Origin of the sequence: Dyadobacter arcticus (assembly GCF_011762185.1) — a bacterium.
GTDB lineage: Bacteria > Bacteroidota > Bacteroidia > Cytophagales > Spirosomataceae > Dyadobacter > Dyadobacter arcticus.
Genome location: NZ_JAASQJ010000002.1, coordinates 142,831 through 162,678, shown reverse-complemented (window position 1 = coordinate 162,678; position 19,848 = coordinate 142,831). Strand labels below are relative to the sequence as shown.

Below are 19,848 nucleotides of genomic sequence, written 5' to 3'. Positions count from 1 at the left end.
AATGCATCCTTAAAAATGACTGAACACCAGGTTCACAAAGAAATTTCGTCCTGCTTCCGGGAATCCTTCCACCAAACTGTAATTGGCATCAAAAATGTTATTTAGTCCCACTTGTGCAGAAATGAATTTATAGAGTTTCACCGACGCCTTGGCATTGACCAAGGTGTAAGCTTTTGCCTGGGTGCCATAGCTGGAGCTATAACGATCACTGTTATGTTCGACACTTGCCAGAATGTTAGCACGCTTCAAGAATGAATAATCGGCATATGCAAAAACCTTGTGCTCAGGAACATTGGTGAAAAGAATGGCCGGGTTGGTTTTGTTTTTTCTTTTTATAAAAGAATAGTTTGAGCCAATGCTCAGTCCGGAAATGACCCGGCAATCCAAACCCGCTTCCGCACCATAAAACCTTGCTTTTCCTGCATTTTGCAGCTGAAAACGTCCCGGCTGTACATTGTCAACTTGTTGAATGATGTCGTTAATGTTGTTGTTGAAAACACTCGCTTGCAGGCTGAGCTTATCCGCAATTTTTCCCGAATAGCTTAAATCAAAGTTTACAGCCGCTTCTGCACCCAAGTCAGGGTTGGGAATCGCCTGGCCCATCCTGTAAGAGTAGCGGTCTTTAATGGTTGCAAAACGGGTTTTCCGAGCAACCGATCCTTTCAGCGAATGGCTCCTATTAATGTCCCAAAACAAACCGATCTGCGCATTGACTGCATTGTTTTTGCTGTCTTCAAAATTGGTTATCTCTTTGGTTGTGGCGTTGTATTCCTGCGCTTTATCGCTGCCGCGCATGTTAAAGCTCACGCCTGGAATAAGTGCCAGAGTAGACGTGAGCTGATAGTTGTTTTCAATGCCCACAGATAACGTATTATCAATGTAACCTTGCACCGGCTCACCTAAGTCATGCTCCCTGTGCACATCCCGCTTATACTGCACATTTAGCTTGAAAACGTTCCCTTCCCACGCACGAGATTCATATTCCGCATTGCCGCCAAAGGTGTAATCATCGTAGAAACTTTGAAACGCGTAAGGTCGGGATTGTTTGGTGTAAGTCGTGTCGTCATAGCTAAACAGCTGATTAACAAACGTATCGTAGTACAGCCGGGTTTTCACTGTGCTCTTTTCACCAACCGCCGTGTTTGAGATAAAATACAAGCTTTGCTTGTTCCACTTCGGCCATTGCCAAAAGCGCGTCATGATCCTGGAATCGTCACCTACATAAGGCGGATTGCCTTTTTCTCCCTTTTGGTTGACATAACCGACCACATATTCGTCGCTCGCATTTGGCGTGAAACCTGCCTTCACGCTGAATTTGAGATCATTCCGGTAAGCATTCGACCGTTCGTCGGTCTGCTGGTATCGCCTTTTCTTAAAATCCGCTGACAATGGAAATGTTTCCTGTTTCAGCTGCGAAGCGCCCACTTGAAAGAAGAATTTGCCAAGTCGCGACCCGACATTCACATTCAAGCGGTAACCGTCACCGCTGAAAACGCCCGCGTGGCCGTTGATTTCGAACTTGCTGACTGGCTTGCGGGACACCAGGTTAATTGCGCCGCCCATCGTGTTCGCTCCATACAGGATCGATGCGAAGCCTTTTGAAACGTTGATTTCGGCCAGATCAAAGGTGGTAAACCGGCCCATATCCACATACCCATCATAAGGAACGTAAACAGGAACGCCGTCAATGAACACCGGCACCTGGCGCAAGTCAAACCCGCGGACGTAAACCACGGATTCATTTCTTGGACCAACATTGGCAATGCTCACACCAGGCAAAATGTTGAGTGCATTCGAAAGATCGTTGCGGTTGAATTTTTCTATCCGCTGGTAGGATAACCTATTGTTGCTATCTCTTTCCGATATGCCCGAAATGCGGATTTCCCCGAGTTGGAAAGTCCTGCTGGCTGCTGCTGAATCCAATTGCTGTCCATGAGTCAGCATCGGGAGACAAAAAATTGATAATAACAGGGGTATAGTTGCTTTCATTCAATCGATATGTATTTGTTTACATATCGCAAATATAATGACTCCTTTTAGATCTCCACCCTAATTTTTAGGATCAAATCACGGATAACAGCTCTTTTTCTGCTTTGGCAACTTCAAGAAATTTTTCATCCAGCTTCTTGTAAGCTTCCATCACCTGTTTTCCTGTTTCTGTAATGATAGCGCCGCCTCCGTGTGTTCCACCTTTTTGTGTTATTACGTATGGACTCGATCCAAGCGTATTCATGGCATCGACCATCGCCCAAGCCTTTTTATAAGAAAGCCCCATCGCGGTTGCAGCTTTGGAGATCGAGCCAGTTTCGGCGATGTGTTCAAGCAGTTCGTAGCGGCCGGGTCCGAAGAATTTTGTTTCATCAATAAAAACCCAGTGGCGTATACGTATCTCAGTGTTTCGGTTCATATGTCTTAATGCTCACAATTAATTCTCAATCTGCAAAGCTAAGTTCAAATCCATACAACTCGCGTATTCTGCAATCTGGCATGATCAAGAGTCTACGGATCTGTCACTGCAAATATGTAACCGCTATGAGCTGTCTAAAAATCCGGTGGTTTTTTCGTACTCTTGGACCCTTCCATTTTTTCTCCTTTTGGTTCCGAAAGTGCCTAATTACGGTACTTCGAAATTACGATTTAGTGATACACCGAAACAAATTACTGCATATTGCGAACTGGCACGTTAAACTGTACTATTTGGAACTAACTGACGGCCTGAATATTGGTACCTATATCACGGCAATTTAATTCTGAAATTTTCGTGCAAAAGAGTCCTGAAGTTTACACTCTGAGACACTTCATAACAAATACGGAAAAATGCTGCCGTCCTACGGGACACATTAATACGGCGGTTAATATAAACTCAAAATGTTCAAATGTTTGCCGACATTTCCACGAAGATATACTGACTCGGTTACGGCAATAATTACCGACCAACGTGTTGCAATTAAAGGCCTGATAATTTCAAAAATTTAATCCGATAGTTTCCACCCAATGGAACTTCGAATTTACCTAAAATGATCCTGTTGCTGTGCAAACGGGTGACTTTTGAAATGTTGATAATAATGGATCGGTGAACCCTAAAAAACAGCTCAGCAGGTACCCGGGCTTCAATTGAAGAAAGTGGCGCGGAGCTGATCAGGTGCTCGCTGGAAGCGATGACCTTGGTATTATTCCTGCTGGCTTCCAGATACACAATCTGGTCATAGTTCAATTTGTTGATCCGGCTTTCTGTTCGCAATATTAAATGATTGCTTTGGATACCAGCCGGTATTTTAGGTATGGTATTCGTTGTGGGAGTCAGTTTTTCGAGTACACGATCAATGGTGACGATAAAGCGTTCAATGGAAAAGGGATTTAGCAGGTAATCGCAGGCAGCTAGGTCAAATGCATCGGTCGCAAATTCCCTATATGTAGTAGTAAAAACTACCAGCGGAAGGTTTTTCAATGTCTTCAAGAGTTCAATTCCAGAAAGCACTGGCATATTGATATCTATTAAAAGCAAGTCAATCGGCAGATGCTGTATTTTCTCCCTGGCTTCAAAAGCATCACCGCATTTACCCACAGCACAGGAAGCAGTTTGCAGTACTGCACCAAAATTTCCAGAGCTACCGGGGATTCATCAACGATTAGCATTGAATCACTTGGAAATCAATTCTTTTGATGATTGTCCAATTTGGTCTCTATAGATCTTAAAATATCCAGTTGTTTTGCCTGGCTATCAAACAAAACTTTAATCTGTTCTTCCAGCAACAGATCGATTTTTTGGTGAAGGCTTCTAACTTCCAATTCTGCTTTCAGATTGACAAGATAATCATTTTCACTTCGCTTACGGTCTTTTTCTTCCTTGCGGTTCTGGCTCATCATAATGATTGGTGCTTGCAGCGCGGCAATGGCCGACAAAACTAAGTTCATAAGGATAAATGGGTAAGGGTCAAACTCAACTTCGCGTGGTGATAATGTATTGAACAGTATCCAAAGGGTCAATATGACTGAAAATGTGATAATAAATTTCCAACTACCTCCGAAGCTTGCAACCTTATCTGAGATGGTTTGACCACGGGTTAATATTTCAGTTGGCTGGTGCAAAAGATTTTCAGCAATGAGCTTTTCTTCGTCAATCGCTTGCTGAACAATTTGTTTCAGTTTGGCAATTTGCCGGTCGCCGGAAATAAGCAGTTCTTGTGTATTGTCATCCATGAGGTTTGTAAATCAGTAGGTTATGCTAAAATTCTTACCACCATTCTCAGGAATGGCAGGAATTCATTTTATCAAGGAAACGGCTTAACTAGCCACTTATTTGAAAAATGAAACAACGCCGTCCATTAAGACCATTAGTATTGTTTCTTTTCCTGATTTTGTGACCGTTACAAAATAGAGGTTTTCCTACAAATGGCGAAAATGGCGTTACAGAACTTATATCTTAGTTCGGTAACTGTATAAAGGTCTAAAACGATGTTTATTTCTTCACTTCTCACAAAGGTCAGGGCGTTCCTCCCATTTATTTGCTATGTCTGGTCATAACATGTTGTTTGATGAAAAGCAAAATATCTATGGGCCGAAGCAAAATCAACTTTATCATAAAACTTGCTTTTTGGCAGCAATGGCTATTACAGGCATTGCTATGGACGGCCGCTATCCATGTGAGGAAACAAATCAAGTTTGGATTTTCTACACATCGTTTTTCTCATCTAAAGATCTTAGAGCCTAAAATATCTACTTACACAAGATGTGTTTCAATTTGGTCATATCGTCACTGATCTTCCTGTCTACAATCTTGGCATACTGCTGGGTGGTTTTGATGTTTCGGTGACCGAGCATCTTTGAAACACTCTCGATCGGTACTCCATTTGTCAAAGTTACTGTTGTAGCAAAAGTATGTCGTGCTAAATGAAAAGTAATATTCTTTTCAATTACACACAGGTCGGCGATTTCCTTCAGATAGGAGTTCATTTTTTGATTTGATAGCACAGGTAATACCCTATTTTCATTGACACATTGCGGGTGGTCTTGGTATTTTTCCATAAGTTCCAAAGCCATAGGAAGCAAAGGAATTCGCGAGGGCGTATCTGTCTTCTGACGGTTTATGGTGATCCACTTCCCGCCATCAATACCTTCAATAACCTCGGTTCGCTTCAGTTTATAGACATCCGCATAAGCAAGGCCCGTATAGCAGCAGAACAAGAAAATATCTTTGACATGCGACAAACGTCCCACCCCCATATCTTTATTCCAGACTCTACGAAGTTCACTTTCAGTCAATGCTTGTCTGTCGACATCACGTTTTGTCATTTTGAATCCGTAAAAAGGATCTCGTGTTAGCCAACCTTTTTTGACACAGAGCAAGACAATCTTTTTAAAGTTAGCCAAGTATTTCATCGTTGTATTGTGAGCACACTTACGGACAGTTTTGAGCCAAAATTCATATTGTGAGATGAATTCATAGTCCAGTTTTTTAATCTCGAAATCATCGACCCGATACTTCCATTTAATAAAATTCCGGGTGTGATCAAGGGATGTCTTGTATCTTTCTAATGTTCCGGCGGCGAAGTCTGTACCAAGCAGTGCTACAACCTGATCATTATGTTCTTGAAAGACTTCTAAGATTGTCTTTTCGTTCTCTGTTTTCCCGAGGAGTATATTTTTAATTGCTTCAGCAGTCACTTCTTTATCAGCATCAAGCAATGTCTTTTTTGCCTGATAAACCTTGGCAGTTAGGATATCTAAATACCCATTTAATTCCTTCGATTCCTCCTTATTTCCCGTTGCTCGTCCTGCCCGTACGTTCCATTTCAAGGGATGCCATTGACGTTTTGTCGATATGTCCTTAACTTGGCGGTTGACCGTTACTCTAAGGTAGACATGTCTTTTCCCATCACGATTTTCTTCACTAGGCGTTTTCAAAAAGAAATTCAACCCGAAACTTGCTTCTAACATAAGTTTAATGTTTAAGATGAACAAAGATCGCGTCGTTACTACTAAAAGTCAAGATGTTTATGGGGTAAACATGCTGTATATCAAGGTCTTAACTGCATGTTTATGCGCGATTTTCTTTCGAATGATAATTCCATGAAACGCGCATAAAAACTTTGAGATTTTTTGAATCTTTTGATACGATTCAAAAAATAAAAACCCCGATTAAAGTCTTTAATCGGGGTTTTTATATGTTTTGGTATTGATACTCGTAGAGAGGAAGAGATTCGAACTCTCGATGCAGTTACCCACATACTACCTTTCCAGGGTAGCTCCTTCAACCACTCGGACACCTCTCTATATGTGGTTACGGGGTGCAAAGATAGCAATGCAAATCTTTATTGCAAATCAAACACTCATTTCACCTCTCAAAGGATTGCCAAGCATCTCGATGCATTTTTGCGCATCGGTTTCGATCCCAAATACATACATCATTTTTGTGATGGCCGCCTCGGCAGTTATATCTGAACCACTTACAACCCCAACCTGCTCTAAAAATTTGCTAGTTTGATACTGGCCCTGCGTAACCCGGCCGCCGTCGCATTGGGAGACGTTGAAAATGACCAGTCCGCGGTCAATGGCTTTGCTGATGGCATTCAGGAACCAGATGTCGGTCGTGGCGTTACCTGATCCGAATGTTTCTAAAACAACGCCTTTCAGATCCCTGATATTCAGGATAGATTGTACCACCAGCGGTGTAATGCCCGGGAACATTTTGAGGAACGCAACCTGGGTATTCAAGGTTTTGTGCACCCTAAAATGCAAATCGGGTTGAAACGACTTTACATATGGGAAATTGTAATCGATCCGGACCCCGGCTGTTGCAAGCGGGGGGTAGTTTTCGGAATGAAACGCATTAAAATCGGAGCTTTCTTTTTTCTTGGAACGGTTTCCGCGAAGCAGTTGCGAATTGAAATAAATGCATACTTCCGTAATAATAGGGCGTCCAAGCTCATTTTTTGCCGTCGCCAGTTCCAATGCGGTAATCACATTTTCCCGTGCATCCGACCGGGCCACTCCGATCGGGAGCTGAGCACCTGTAAGGATAACGGGCTTATTCAGGTTCTCTAACAAATAACTTAATGCAGAAGCTGTGTAAGCCATTGTATCCGTTCCGTGAAGGATTACAAAACTATCATATTGTGTGTAATTATCTTCAACGATTTCAGCCAGCTCAACCCATATCTCCGGATTCATATTAGAGGAGTCGATAGGCTCAGGAAGGGACAGAAATGTTATTTCAAAATCAAGACGGCTTATTTCGGGTACCCGCTCAATAATCTGCTGAAAATCAAAAGGTACAAGCTGATTCTCTTTTCGTTCATAAACCATTCCGAGTGTGCCACCTGTGTAAATGACCAGTACCGAGCCGTTTGCGGGCTCGGGAGAAATGGGATTGATGTTGATTTTGGTATAATTCGTCATATTGTCGGCAGGAGAAGTTTTTTGGAGGTGCCTGAAGTCGCGGCTATTACTTCTGCTTTGGATATTTGCATTAAATCGGCCACCCGCTGCGCGACCAGATCAATGTATGAGACTTCATTCCTTTTGCCGCGATAGGGGACGGGAGCAAGGTAAGGACTGTCGGTTTCCAGCACAATGTGTTCAAGTTCTACAAAAGGAAGAACTTTGTCCAACCCACCATTTTTAAAAGTGGCGACACCGCCAATTCCAAGTTTAAAGCCTAGTTCTATTGCCTTTTTTGCCTCTTCCAAATTGCCTGTAAAGCAGTGGAAAATACCTTTCAATGCAGGGTCAGCAAATTCTTCTATCAGTTTTACAGTTTCCCAAAATGCATTTCTGCTATGGATATCAATCCAGAGATGATGCTTTCTGGCGAGTTTGCATTGATATAAAAACGCTTTTTCCTGCTGTTCGCGAAAGGTAACGTCCCAAAAAAGGTCCATTCCAATTTCGCCAACTGCCATAAATGGATATCTGCCCAACCATTCCTCCATGATATCCAATTCATCTTCGAAATCGTCCTTCACATAAGTGGGATGCAGACCAATCATGGGCAAACATTTACCAGGAAAACGAACCGCGAGTTCAAGCATCCCGGGAATGGTGGTACGGTCGCAGTTGGGCATCCATATCTGTTCAACCCCAGCATTCCAGGCGCGCTGCAACATGTTATCACGGTCGTCAGCATAGTCGTCGCTGTAAATGTGGGCATGGGTTTCGATCATGGGGGTAAAGCTTTTAGCTCTTAGCTCTTTTTGAAGTATTAAAATATCTTAAATGTCAAAGGCGCCAGTCTAATGGAGCTAACGGCTAGCGGCTAACGGCTCCTCAATATTCCCTTCCCTTCCAAACCGTCTTACTCGGCAGATAATAGTTAACCAGCATGATCAGGCCGATACTTACCATGTAAAACCAAAAAAGGAATGCCGCTTTCCATAGATCCGGCTGCTTTAACAAGATGATGGACAGCAGGGAAATTCCTGTGATCAGCACATAGTATTGGACAATGCTGGAAAGGGCATCAATGGGGTACCAGATAGCGATCAATAGACATATTGGGACGATCAGCGATGAAACGAACAGGCTTAGACGTGTCACCCAGAAAGATTGCATGACCCCATGCATCCACCTTTTTCTTTGTTTTAGTAATTCAGGAAAAGTATTCACCGGCTCCGAAATGCTTAAAACCTCCGGTTTGTAAGCCATTTGAAAATCATACCCCTGACGAACAACACCAATAAAAAGCGTATAATCTTCGACAATCGAAAAGCCGATTTTCTCAAAGCCTCCAATCGCGAAATACGCCTCCCGGGTCACCGCCATGTTGTTGCCCATTCCGGTAATCGGAATCTTAAATAAGGAGAAAAACCGCATCGTACTTAGCGCAAAAAGCCATTCCATCGAAAGCAAGTCTGCCAATAAATGGGTGTGTTTCATTCTCGTCAACCCAATCACAACACCTGTTTTTGGTTTAAAATGGGCCCGCATTTCTGAGATCCAGGTCGGCTTTACTGCAATGTCGGCATCGCAATAAAGAAAATAATCTCCGCTGGCATGGTGCGCCAAATGTGCGAGCACATTCGCTTTCCCTTTCAATTCCGCAAGCTGACTGGCGATTTTTATATATTTAAAATGCGGTTTGTCCTTGATAAAATTTTGTACCAATTCTGCTGTCCGATCATCAGAATCGTCGTCGCCGACGATAATTTCAAGATTTTCCTTTGGGAAATTGACAGCATCCAATGACGTCAGGCACCTTTCAATATTGTCTTCTTCGTTCCTGGCGGCGATCAGTACACTAATTTTAATCAAATTCTCACTATTGGACATACAGGCATTCAGTTAACTCATGGGCAGGGCTTCGAAAGAAAATCCTTTCTGTGTAAAATGTTCCAGAAATCTTGGAAGTGCATATTGCATGTTCTTCGCGGCTTTAATGCTGTCGTGGAACAAAATAATCGAGCCGGGACGTGTATGTTGAATGGTTTTTTTTAAACAGGTTTCCGGCGTAATTACCTTCGAAAAATCACCACTCAGCACGTCCCACATGATGATTTTTCGTTCATTCGAAACGACTTTTGACTGACTTCTCTTCACCCGGCCATAGGGAGGGCGAAACAGATTTGTTTCCAAATCGAGCTGTTTTGCACATTTTTCAATATTTTCCAGATAGGTCTTGTCGTCGGTTTCCCAGCCATTCATATGGTTATGCGTGTGATTGCCTATTGAATGCGCATTTTCCAATATCTTTTGAAAAATATCCGGGTGTTTTCTGACATTCTCCCCAATGCAGAAAAAAGTGGCTTTTGCATTGTACTGCTCCAACATATCCAATACCCAGTCGGTTATCTGAGGGATCGGCCCGTCGTCGAATGTAAGGAAAATCTTCTTTTCCTGGGTAGGGACGCGCCAGATAAAGCCGGGGAAAAATACCTTTAACCAAAAAGGGGAATAATGCAAAAACATGAAACTAGAATTTCTTTATTCGTCAAATATAAAGGGTACAAAACAAGAAGCTGCCCATTTGGAGCAGCTTTCTTATCAATACATTATATAGAGGCTGGCTTAATACCGAAGTAAATTTTTAAGCATGCGCAAATATCGGATTGAACATGGACACCGCCTTCGCTTCCAGGAATGACTCACCCATCAGGAATTCATCCACCGAACGCGCAGCCTCGCGGCCTTCGCTGATCGCCCAAACCACCAGTGATTGTCCACGGCGGCAGTCGCCTGCTGCAAATACTTTTTCATTGGAAGTAGACTGATAACCATTGGTTTTAATGTTACCGCGGTCATCAAATTCCAGTTCCAGGTCGTTTAAAAGACCTTCCTGTTGCGGATGTAAGAAACCTGCGGCCAGAAATGCGAGATCGCAGGGAACATTTCTTTCGCTGCCTTCCACTTCCTTCATTTGCATACGTCCCGTTTCCGGATCTTTCTGCCAGTCCAGGTCAACTATTTTTAGCTCTTTCAAATTGCCATCTTCGTCGCCTACAAATTCCTTGGTATTGATAGACCAATGTCTGTCGCAACCTTCTTCATGGGAAGAGGAAGTACGCAGCATCATCGGCCAATTCGGCCATGGCGTACTTGCGTCACGATCCTGGGGTGGGATCGGCATTAATTCGATTTGGGTTACGGACACTGCACCATGACGTCCGGAAGTCCCAACGCAATCGGACCCGGTATCACCACCACCAATCACTACCACATGTTTGTCTTTGGCAATGATCTGCCCGTTTGTGTAGGGCGCACCGCGATGGTCGAATTCAGGATTGAGCCCGGCTACGCGTTTGTTTTGCTGGCTCAGGAATTCCATTGCAAAATGGACGCCTTTGAGATTACGGCCCTGGATTTTCACATCCCTTGGAACCGTTGATCCCATCGTAAGTAACACAGCGTCAAACTCATTCAGCAATTCGTCAGCCTTAATGCTTACGCCCACATTCACATTGGTACGAAACTCAATGCCTTCCTCCTGCATCACGGCAAGTCTGCGATCGATAATTCCTTTTTCTAATTTAAAATCGGGAATGCCATAGCGGACCAAACCGCCTATCTTATCAGCTCTTTCTAAAAGAACCACAGTATGTCCGGCTTGATTCAGTTGATTACTTGCTGCCAAACCTGCTGGACCTGAGCCTACCACTGCTACTTTTTTGCCTGTACGGGTCTTTGGTATTTTTGGTTTTACAAGATTTAATTCAAAAGCCTTTTCAATGATTGCTTTCTCAATATACTCAATTGCGACCGGCGGCTTATTAATGCCGAGCACGCAGGATGCTTCACAAGGAGCAGGGCAGATCCTGCCGGTGAATTCAGGAAAATTGTTGGTTGAAGCTAATATCTCGTACGCCAATGCCCAGTTTTCATCGTAAACCGCGTCGTTGAATTCGGGTATGATATTTCCAAGCGGACAACCATTGTGGCAAAAAGGAATACCGCAATCCATACAACGCGCTGCCTGCTGTCTGGAATTAGAGTCGGTGGGTGCCGTTTCAATCTCCTGATAATCGTGAAGACGTTCTTCAACAGCTCTTTTCTTCGGTAACTCCCGTTGAAACTCTAAAAATCCGGTTGGTTTTCCCATTCTATACTTCTTATTTAATCGTTATTCTAAATGATTGGAGCAGAATTGGCAGTGCTTATTGGTGAACTACGTCAACTACAATGTCTTTGTAAACCACATTCTTATCCGCAATCTGCTGCGCCAACGTAATTCCACGTCCGTCCAGAGCCTTCTTAAAATCACCCGGCAATACTTTCACAAATTGCGAAACTGATTCTTCCCAGTTCTGGATCAGCTGGAATGCAACATTACTGGTGGTGTATTGGAAATGTTTGTCCAGATACTCATGCAGGATGCCTCTATCTTCTTCATTCAGAGCCTCCAGCGTAACCATTTCCATGTTCACCTTGTCTTTGAATGTTCCGGTTTTATCCAAAACATAAGCCACACCGCCAGACATACCTGCCGCAAAATTCCGGCCGGTTTCACCTAATACAATTGCAAGACCGCCCGTCATGTATTCCAATCCGTGATCACCCACACCTTCCACAACCACTCTCGCTCCTGAGTTACGCACGCAGAAACGCTCTCCCGCAGTTCCACGAATGTATGCGTCACCAGAAGTAGCTCCGTAAAATGCGACATTACCAATGATAATATTTTCTTCCGGCTTGAATTTCGACTCGCGATCAGGGTAAACAAGCAGTTCAGCACCGCAAAGGCCTTTTCCGAAGTAATCATTGGCATCACCCTCCAATTCAAGACGTACGCCCGCAGTATTAAACGCGCCAAAGCTTTGGCCCGCAGTACCACGGAATTTGAAGTGAATGTTACCTTTTGGTAAACCTACGCCGCCATATTTCTTTGATATTTCATTGGAAAGCATTGTTCCCAATGCGCGATTAAGGTTGTTGACGGTGAATTCACCATAAACCTCTTCCTTATTTTCCAATGCCGGCGCTGCTGCTTTGATCAAATCAAGGTCGAGAATCGCATCGATCCCGTGATCCTGCTCTTCCTGCTTGAATTGCGCTACCGATAGGTCGCCTTCTTTGTAAAGTATCGCATCGAAATTCAGGTTTTTGTATTTCCAATGCTTGATATCGTTTCTTAATTCGAGATATTGTGCTTGGCCAACCATTTCATTCACAGTGCGGAAACCAAGTTGCGCCATAATCTCACGCAGTTCCTCAGCCATGAAAGTGAACATATTGACCACGTGCTCAGGCTTACCGGAGAACAGTGCACGCAATTCCTTCCGCTGCGTCGCAACGCCAACCGGACAAGTATTTAAATGGCATTTGCGCATCATAATGCAACCTGCCGCAACTAATGCAGCAGTGGCAACGCCCCATTCTTCTGCTCCCAGCATCGCAGCAATCGCTAGGTCGCGACCTGTACGGAGCTGACCATCCGCCTGAACGGTCACCCGTCCACGCAGCTTATTTTTTACCAATGTCTGATGCGTTTCGGCCAAGCCAAGTTCCCATGGCAAACCTGCGTGACGGATTGAGCTCAATGGCGAAGCACCGGTTCCGCCGTCATAACCTGAGATCAGGATATGGTCTGCATGCGCCTTCGCGACACCCGATGCAACGGTTCCAACGCCTGCTTCCGAAACGAGTTTCACACTGATACGAGCCTGGCGGTTTGCATTTTTAAGGTCGAAGATCAATTGGGCTAAATCCTCAATCGAGTAAATATCGTGGTGAGGAGGTGGGGAAATCAAACCTACACCCGGCGTTGAATGCCGTGTACGTCCGATCCAGTCATCTACTTTAAAGCCGGGTAACTGCCCTCCTTCGCCTGGTTTTGCACCCTGCGCAGTTTTAATCTGCAATTCACCTGCATTGCTCAGATAATGGCTGGTTACTCCAAACCGGCCGGATGCGACCTGCTTGATCTGCGAATTCATCCAGTCACCATTGGGCAGCTTATTGTAGCGCAATTCGTCTTCACCACCTTCGCCAGAGTTGGATTTTCCGCCAATGCGGTTCATGGCAATGGCAAGCGTAGTATGCGCTTCCCACGAAATAGAGCCGAAGGACATTGCACCCGTCGCAAATCGTTTGAATATGTTTTCGGCAGACTCTACATCCTCAATTGGGATGGAATTGCCTTTTTTAAATCGTAATAAGCCGCGAAGGGTCAACGCTTTATGGCTCTGATCATCAATCAGTTTGGAGTATTTTTTAAAAAGCTCATAACTATTGGTTTTGGTGGCCTGCTGCAACATATGTACAGACGCAGGATTGAAAATGTGCGCTTCCCCGCGTTGTTTCCATTGGTAAACACCGCCCACTTCCAGTCTTGGTTTTTGGTCAGGCGTTTCGTGGTAGGCCACTTTATGGCGAACCAGGATTTCGCGAGCAATGTCATGAATTCCCATACCGCTGATACGGGAAATGGTACCTGTAAAATATTTATCTACCACATCTTTATTCAAACCAACACATTCAAAAATCTGTGCGCCCTGGTAAGACTGCAATGTGGATATACCCATTTTGGAGAAGATTTTCAATAACTCCTTATTAACTGCCTTAATGTAGTTGTAATGCAGTTTTTCTTCGGTAAACTCACCGTCGATCATGCCTTTTTTATTCATATAGGCCAATGTTTCAAAAGCCATATATGGACAAATTCCTGCTGCGCCGTAACCGATCAATGTGGCGACATGATGCGTTTCCCAAACGTCACCAGCTTCTACTAATAACCCCACTTTCCCTCTCAATCCTTCGCGGATCAAATGGTGATGAATAGTGGCAGTTGCTAACAATGAGGGAATAGGAGCGTGGTCAGAATCGATCGCTCTGTCTGACAATATGAGAATTTCGAATCCATCATCAATCGCGTCCACAGCGTAGCGGCAAATGCGGTCCAATGCTCTTTCCAACGCTTTTCCGCCTTCGTCGGCACGGAAGTAAGTGTTAATGGTCTTAGCCTGAAAACCATCTTTATCCACAAAACGCAGCTTGTCAAATTCCTGTACTGAAAGGATTGGATGTGGCAATGCGATCTGGCGGCAATGTTTCGGGCTTTCTGTCAGAATATTTTCGTTACCTCCCACAAATGAGATCAGCGACATAATCGCCCTTTCGCGAATAGAGTCGATCGGTGGATTGGTAACCTGTGCAAAAAGCTGCTTAAAATAAGTAGACATATGCTGGCTTTGTTCCGAAAGAACTGCCAGCGGGCTGTCGGTACCCATAGAACCAATCGCTTCCATGCCAGTTTGGGCCATCGGCGCAAGGATCATACGCAAATCTTCCGAGGTATATCCAAATGCAACCTGACGTTTCAGCAGTGCATTTTCATCATAAGCCCGGTAAGTACGGATCGGATGTTCGAGTTGGTCAACGTGTAATTTGTTCTCATCCAGCCACTTTTGGTAAGGTTGTGAGGAACAAACCTGCGCCTTTACTTCTTCATCGGGAATGATGCGGCCTTGCTCCATATCTACCACGAACATACGTCCGGGCTGCAACCGGCCTTTGGTCACCACTCTCGATTGATCTACATCCAAAACACCAGCTTCGGACGCCATAATGATGGTATCGTCATCCAAAACCCAATATCTCGAAGGGCGCAGACCGTTTCTATCCAACGTAGCGCCGACCATTTTTCCATCCGTAAAAGAAATAGAAGCCGGGCCATCCCAAGGTTCCATAATGGCAGCGTGATATTCGTAGAAAGCGCGCCTTTCCGCATCCATTTGGTCATTTCCATCCCAGGCTTCGGGAATCAGCATCATCATGACGTGCGGTAGTGAACGTCCCGAAAGATGCAGCAATTCAATGGCATTATCCAGGTTTGCAGAGTCTGATTGGTTCCTGTCGCAGATCGGCAGGAGCATATCCATTTCTTCTTTTGAAAAAAATTCGGAATAGAAAGCTTTTTCTCCCGCGCGGATCCAGTTTACGTTGCCTTTTACCGTGTTAATCTCTCCATTGTGAGCGATATAGCGGAAGGGCTGTGCAAGTTCCCACGATGGGAATGTATTGGTCGAAAATCGCGAGTGGACTACTGCCAAAGCAGAAACCACTGATTCGTTTTCAAGATCAGGGAAGTAATATTTTAGTTGGGCAGTGGTTAGCTGACCTTTATAGGATATCGTCCGGCAGGAAAGCGAAGAATAATAAAAGCTGTTTGCGCCGCCTTTCACGGTATCTTTAATCAGACGGGTCGAAACCTGACGGAGAATGAACAATTTTCTTTCGAAAGCGGTATCGTCGGATACTTCATCAGGACGTTTGATGAAAACCTGTTCAACGCACGGTTCAACTGAGAGAGAGCCTTCACCTAATGTATTATTCAGGGTGGGAACCTTGCGAAAACCAAGCAAAGTCAGACCAAGTTTCTTGATTTTTCGGTTGACGATATCGCGACATTCCTCGCGGATTGTTTCATCGCCAGGGAAAAATATCATCCCCACACCATATTCACCTGCTGGGGGAAGCTGGAAACCAAGTTCTGTACTTTCTTCAACGAAAAACTCATGCGGTATCTGAATCAAAATCCCTGCACCATCACCGGTATTCGGGTCAAAGCCGGTAGCACCCCTGTGTTCCATGCGCTCCAACATATGAATCGCATCGGCCACAATTTGGTGTGACTTACGGCCTTTGATGTTAGCCCGGAAACCGATCCCACATGCATCGTGCTCAAATTCCGGACGGTACAGTCCCTGATTTTCTACCATTTGTTCAGACATTTTCGACATTCGCGGCGATTGTAGAGTAATTAGCAAATTCGTAATTAGAATTTGTTTAAATAAGCGATTAAAAAAAAGCGCTAAACCGCATTTGTATTATGAATAGGGTAAAGCCTCGCAAGATAACCATAAAAAATATTTGGCTTAATATGCAAATGACAAAATTTTATAGTACCAGATCTTATATGGTTGTTTAGTTACAATTATTATAGAAATATTGATAAATGTTCAACAAGTTGTGAAAATGTTTGTCAAAATGACAATGCAGCGTATTGCTTTTTGTTGCCTTGGAAGATTGCAAATTTGGTCTACGTAAAGTGACAAAGGTGATCGGGAGTCGATGGCTGGCGGCTCGCTTTTTGGAAGTGAGCTTTTAGCTATTAGTTGTTAGCTTTTAGCTTTTCTTGCAATAAATGTCTACTAATGACTATAAATGACAAAAAACGTCCCGCTTCTCGGAGCAGGACGTTTCAAACAACTGTTTATGTAAACACTCCGAGCATCAAGGTTCCTTTGATTCGCTTACGTTTTCGTAATCTTCGTCGTCGTAATCATCATCTCCCGCGCCGAATTCGTTTTCCAGGTTATTCATAAAAACCGCGTCGATGGCTTCCTCTTTCGTAGGCAGTACGTTGAGATCCGGAATCTTCAATTCTTCCAGCAAGTCAATAAAATCATCATCTCTGGTAACGATAACCAATAGGCCCAAGTCATTGGAACACAGCCAATTTACTTTCCTCAATACCGTTGTTCCGGCTGTATCCACGGACTTTACAGTTTGCATATTGACGATCAGGCTGTGGTAACCTTCCTTGAAAAGTGATTTCACCGTATCTTCAAATGAAGCCGGAATATCCTGTGCAAATTCGGTTTCTTCCAGTTCGATGAAAACGTATTGCTCTTTCTTTTCCAGTTTATAATTCATTGCAGTATTTGTTTTGTCGGAAATAATAGGGTTAAAAAATGGATTCTGTTGATCGATTATAAGGATCTAGCAATAGCCGCTTGAATGCGTTTTAATGGATTATCCAGATTATTTTTTTGGAACTTATTACCAGTTACTTTTTCGAATAATTCAATGTAACGGTCGGATATAAGTTTTACTCTCTCATCTGTCATCTCCGGCACCGATTGTCCCTTTTTTCCCTGGAAGCCATTTTGGATCAGCCATTCCCGTAAAAATTCCTTGCTAAGCTGTTTCTGGGGAAGACCTGCCCTTTGATTATCCTCATATACGTCCATGTAGAAGTAACGGGAAGAATCCGGCGTGTGGATTTCGTCGATCAGGTAAATGACACCATCTATTTGACCAAATTCGTATTTAGTGTCTACCAAAATAAGTCCCTGATCAGCAGCCATTTCTGTGCCTTTTGAAAACAATGCGAACGTATATCTTTCCAAATGTTCATATTCATCTTCACTCACCAATCCCTGCGCCAGTATTTCCTCGCGCGAAATGTCCTCGTCGTGCCCTTCACGCGCTTTGGTGGTTGGAGTGATGATTGGAGAAGGAAGTTTGTCATTTTCCTTCAAACCTTCCGGCAGCGCAACGCCGCAAACTGATCTTTTACCAAGCGAATATTCCCTCCAGGCATGTCCGGCCAGGTAGCCTCTTACAACCATTTCCACCGGATACGCCTGGCACTTAATCCCAATGCTCACATTTGGATCCGGCACTTCCAATAACCAGTTGGGAACGATCCCTGATGTGGCTGCCAGAAAGTGGGCGGCAATCTGATTCAGTACCTGTCCTTTATATGGAATCGCCCGTGGCAATATTACGTCGAACGCGGAAATCCGGTCGGTGGCAACCATCACCAGGCGCTTATCAAAGGAATATACATCGCGCACCTTTCCTTTGTAAAAAGCGGTTTGACCGGGAAACTGAAAATTGGTTTCGGATATGCTGTTCATTAGTATTTGGTGGTGAAAATTACCATTCGATCTCATCCTTTGGATGCGTCAATTTATTGTATTGCTTCCTTCGGAGCTGGTAAATATATTGGGATTCATTTGATTTCATGGCATCCAGAATTGCCCTGGCCTGATCTTCGGACATGTTCATTGCTTTGAGGCTTTTCAATAATTCCTCCCTCTTAATGTCCTCAGCCACTTCCCGACTTTCTGGCTGCGGCGCTGGTTCCGCGGACTGATCTTCCTGGTTAAGGGCTTGCTGTTCAGACTTTTGCTTCCTGGTATTAATGTCGGAGGGCTGCTCAGTTCCTGAAAAGTGTTTTTTCAAAATGATGTAATTGTCTCTTGCCAGCGTATTGCCGGGTTCAAGTCTAAGAGCAGTCTTTAAATTTCCCAAAGCCCCGGCAGTATCATTTTCACTTACCTTAATCAGAGCAATCTGGCTGTTGGCAATGGATGCAATGGTATTGTTTTCAACCTCGCCGAGCAACTCATAATGTTTAAGCGCCTCTTTTTTATTTCCCAGATTGTAAAGAGAGTGTGCGAGGTTTAATCGGGCGGCAGGGTCAGAAAAAATTGATCCGTATGCAATCTGCTTGTATAAATCTGCGGACTTGGCATATTCCTTATTATTGTAAGCCTGCTCAGCGCCCAGCTTTCGCTCATTTACCTTGGTGATGGAGTCGAATGTTCGGTTATCCCAGAGCCAAAGCAGGACATAAAGAATAAGTGCGGTCATGGTCGGTCCGGGTTGAGACGCAAAAATAAGCATTGATCCTCAGAGACGAAATGTTCCGATAGTAATTAAAATATCCAGCAGGATTAAAATCAAAGCAGCGCCAAGGAAATAGTAGTATTTATTACTGACGACGGTAATAGTCCTTGAATCCACCAATGTGCCTTCCGCAAGATTAATATCATTAATCAGTTGGTTCACATCATTTTTAGTATTATTAAGTTCATAATATGTCCCTCGGGAAGCGCTGGCGACCGTTTTGAGAAAATTCTCGTCGAGTTTGCTGATCACCAGCTTGTCATTCTTATCCATCAGCGGCTTACCGTCTTGCTGAATGCTGATGCCAACTTTTGTGCCCACTGCAACCGTATAAACGCCAATTCCAAATCGACGGAAGTTATTATAAAGTGCGCTGCTGCACGAAGCATTATTTTCTCCATCGGTAAATAAAACCATTAATCTGGCGCGCCCGGCTGGGTCGGTGGCGTTCATTAACTTATCATAAGCCAGTTCCGCCGCTCCGCAAATGTTGGTGCCGCTTGTTGCTAGCAAATCTGTCTGGAGTGATTGAATAAATAATTCCAGCGCCGCATTGTCATAGGTAAGCGGAACGTGAATAAATGCATCATTGGAAAAAATAATGATCCCAATCCGGTTCGATTTTTCCTCCTGAACCAGACGATTCATCTCAAACTTTGCTTTTTCGAGCCTTGATGGGGTTACATCCGCTGCGTCCATAGATTTGGACAAGTCCACAACCAGAAATATGTCTTTGCCCTTTGCCTGAATGTCCCGCTCCGCTTCTCCAAAGGATGGACCGAGCAAACTGATGATTAGCAGAGAGAATGTTATTGTTCTTAGAAAGAGTTTAATGATGAGTGTCCGGGCGGTAGTTTGCAGCTGCCGGGCAATCCGGACGGTGCGAATAATGTAAGCGACGTAGACAAAAATGAAAACAAAAATGAAAAAATACTCGGTACTGCCAAATGGATAATTCCAGTTCATAATGAACGTTTTGGGTAATTTAAACTTTTTCAA

The 19,848-nt window shown here is 44.0% G+C and carries 15 protein-coding genes and 1 tRNA gene; all 16 read right to left on the bottom strand.

Annotation, left to right across the window (positions count from 1 at the left end; genetic code table 11):
- Positions 1 to 9: 9 nt before the first annotated feature.
- Positions 10 to 1,944 carry a TonB-dependent receptor plug domain-containing protein gene (locus tag FHS68_RS08280; RefSeq protein WP_229211820.1) on the bottom strand — a complete coding sequence of 645 codons (1,935 nt, stop codon included), beginning with the start codon at positions 1,942 to 1,944 and terminating at the stop codon, positions 10 to 12.
- Between the two features lie 118 nt (positions 1,945 to 2,062).
- Positions 2,063 to 2,407, bottom strand: coding sequence for a winged helix-turn-helix domain-containing protein (locus tag FHS68_RS08275; protein WP_167269050.1), 345 nt, complete (start codon positions 2,405 to 2,407; stop codon positions 2,063 to 2,065).
- A 540-nt stretch (positions 2,408 to 2,947) separates the two neighbouring features.
- On the bottom strand, positions 2,948 to 3,586 hold the full coding sequence (locus tag FHS68_RS08270) for a LytR/AlgR family response regulator transcription factor (RefSeq protein ID WP_229211882.1): 639 nt from the start codon (positions 3,584 to 3,586) through the stop codon (positions 2,948 to 2,950).
- Positions 3,587 to 3,651: 65 nt separating this feature from the next.
- Positions 3,652 to 4,200: a DUF1003 domain-containing protein gene (locus tag FHS68_RS08265; protein ID WP_167269047.1), complete on the bottom strand. Its 549-nt coding sequence runs from the start codon at positions 4,198 to 4,200 to the stop codon at positions 3,652 to 3,654.
- Between the two features lie 516 nt (positions 4,201 to 4,716).
- On the bottom strand, positions 4,717 to 5,937 hold the full coding sequence (locus FHS68_RS08260; RefSeq protein WP_167269045.1) for a site-specific integrase: 1,221 nt from the start codon (positions 5,935 to 5,937) through the stop codon (positions 4,717 to 4,719).
- Positions 5,938 to 6,185: 248 nt separating this feature from the next.
- Positions 6,186 to 6,272: transfer RNA gene (locus FHS68_RS08255), tRNA-Ser, on the bottom strand.
- Positions 6,273 to 6,321: 49 nt separating this feature from the next.
- Positions 6,322 to 7,398: an asparaginase gene (locus tag FHS68_RS08250; protein WP_167269043.1), complete on the bottom strand. Its 1,077-nt coding sequence runs from the start codon at positions 7,396 to 7,398 to the stop codon at positions 6,322 to 6,324.
- Complete coding sequence (locus tag FHS68_RS08245) at positions 7,395 to 8,162, bottom strand: TatD family hydrolase (RefSeq protein WP_167269042.1); 768 nt, start codon at positions 8,160 to 8,162, stop codon at positions 7,395 to 7,397. Before FHS68_RS08245 ends, FHS68_RS08250 begins: the two co-directional genes overlap by 4 nt.
- Positions 8,163 to 8,265: 103 nt before the next feature.
- Positions 8,266 to 9,267: a glycosyltransferase gene (locus FHS68_RS08240; protein WP_167269040.1), complete on the bottom strand. Its 1,002-nt coding sequence runs from the start codon at positions 9,265 to 9,267 to the stop codon at positions 8,266 to 8,268.
- Positions 9,268 to 9,279: 12 nt separating this feature from the next.
- On the bottom strand, positions 9,280 to 9,903 hold the full coding sequence (locus FHS68_RS08235; RefSeq protein ID WP_167269039.1) for a polysaccharide deacetylase family protein: 624 nt from the start codon (positions 9,901 to 9,903) through the stop codon (positions 9,280 to 9,282).
- A gap of 118 nt (positions 9,904 to 10,021) precedes the next feature.
- Entirely contained in the window at positions 10,022 to 11,530 is a 1,509-nt protein-coding gene (locus tag FHS68_RS08230; RefSeq protein WP_167269037.1) for a glutamate synthase subunit beta, read from the bottom strand.
- A gap of 55 nt (positions 11,531 to 11,585) precedes the next feature.
- Entirely contained in the window at positions 11,586 to 16,169 is a 4,584-nt protein-coding gene (gltB, locus tag FHS68_RS08225) for a glutamate synthase large subunit (protein ID WP_208408259.1), read from the bottom strand.
- Positions 16,170 to 16,662: 493 nt separating this feature from the next.
- The gene (locus tag FHS68_RS08220; protein WP_167269035.1) at positions 16,663 to 17,085 is read right to left on the bottom strand and encodes an STAS domain-containing protein; all 423 of its coding nucleotides are present in this window, start codon (positions 17,083 to 17,085) and stop codon (positions 16,663 to 16,665) included.
- A gap of 56 nt (positions 17,086 to 17,141) precedes the next feature.
- Positions 17,142 to 18,074, bottom strand: coding sequence for a phosphoribosylaminoimidazolesuccinocarboxamide synthase (locus FHS68_RS08215; RefSeq protein WP_167269033.1), 933 nt, complete (start codon positions 18,072 to 18,074; stop codon positions 17,142 to 17,144).
- 19 nt (positions 18,075 to 18,093) lie between these two features.
- A complete protein-coding gene (locus tag FHS68_RS08210) occupies positions 18,094 to 18,813 on the bottom strand; it encodes a hypothetical protein (RefSeq protein ID WP_167269031.1) in 720 nt (239 codons plus the stop codon).
- A 39-nt stretch (positions 18,814 to 18,852) separates the two neighbouring features.
- The gene (locus FHS68_RS08205; protein ID WP_167269030.1) at positions 18,853 to 19,815 is read right to left on the bottom strand and encodes a vWA domain-containing protein; all 963 of its coding nucleotides are present in this window, start codon (positions 19,813 to 19,815) and stop codon (positions 18,853 to 18,855) included.
- Positions 19,816 to 19,848 lie beyond the last annotated feature (33 nt).

What these genes read in the sequence shown, in the direction of transcription:
- FHS68_RS08280 (WP_229211820.1), bottom strand. Translation starts at nt 1,944, where the DNA reads ATGCTGACTCATGGACAGCAATTGGATTCAGCAGCAGCCAGCAGGACT.
- FHS68_RS08275 (WP_167269050.1), bottom strand. Translation starts at nt 2,407, where the DNA reads ATGAACCGAAACACTGAGATACGTATACGCCACTGGGTTTTTATTGAT.
- FHS68_RS08265 (WP_167269047.1), bottom strand. Translation starts at nt 4,200, where the DNA reads ATGGATGACAATACACAAGAACTGCTTATTTCCGGCGACCGGCAAATT.
- FHS68_RS08260 (WP_167269045.1), bottom strand. Translation starts at nt 5,937, where the DNA reads ATGTTAGAAGCAAGTTTCGGGTTGAATTTCTTTTTGAAAACGCCTAGT.
- FHS68_RS08250 (WP_167269043.1), bottom strand. Translation starts at nt 7,398, where the DNA reads ATGACGAATTATACCAAAATCAACATCAATCCCATTTCTCCCGAGCCC.
- FHS68_RS08245 (WP_167269042.1), bottom strand. Translation starts at nt 8,162, where the DNA reads ATGATCGAAACCCATGCCCACATTTACAGCGACGACTATGCTGACGAC.
- FHS68_RS08240 (WP_167269040.1), bottom strand. Translation starts at nt 9,267, where the DNA reads ATGTCCAATAGTGAGAATTTGATTAAAATTAGTGTACTGATCGCCGCC.
- FHS68_RS08235 (WP_167269039.1), bottom strand. Translation starts at nt 9,903, where the DNA reads ATGTTTTTGCATTATTCCCCTTTTTGGTTAAAGGTATTTTTCCCCGGC.
- FHS68_RS08230 (WP_167269037.1), bottom strand. Translation starts at nt 11,530, where the DNA reads ATGGGAAAACCAACCGGATTTTTAGAGTTTCAACGGGAGTTACCGAAG.
- gltB (WP_208408259.1), bottom strand. Translation starts at nt 16,169, where the DNA reads ATGTCGAAAATGTCTGAACAAATGGTAGAAAATCAGGGACTGTACCGT.
- FHS68_RS08220 (WP_167269035.1), bottom strand. Translation starts at nt 17,085, where the DNA reads ATGAATTATAAACTGGAAAAGAAAGAGCAATACGTTTTCATCGAACTG.
- FHS68_RS08215 (WP_167269033.1), bottom strand. Translation starts at nt 18,074, where the DNA reads ATGAACAGCATATCCGAAACCAATTTTCAGTTTCCCGGTCAAACCGCT.
- FHS68_RS08210 (WP_167269031.1), bottom strand. Translation starts at nt 18,813, where the DNA reads ATGACCGCACTTATTCTTTATGTCCTGCTTTGGCTCTGGGATAACCGA.
- FHS68_RS08205 (WP_167269030.1), bottom strand. Translation starts at nt 19,815, where the DNA reads ATGAACTGGAATTATCCATTTGGCAGTACCGAGTATTTTTTCATTTTT.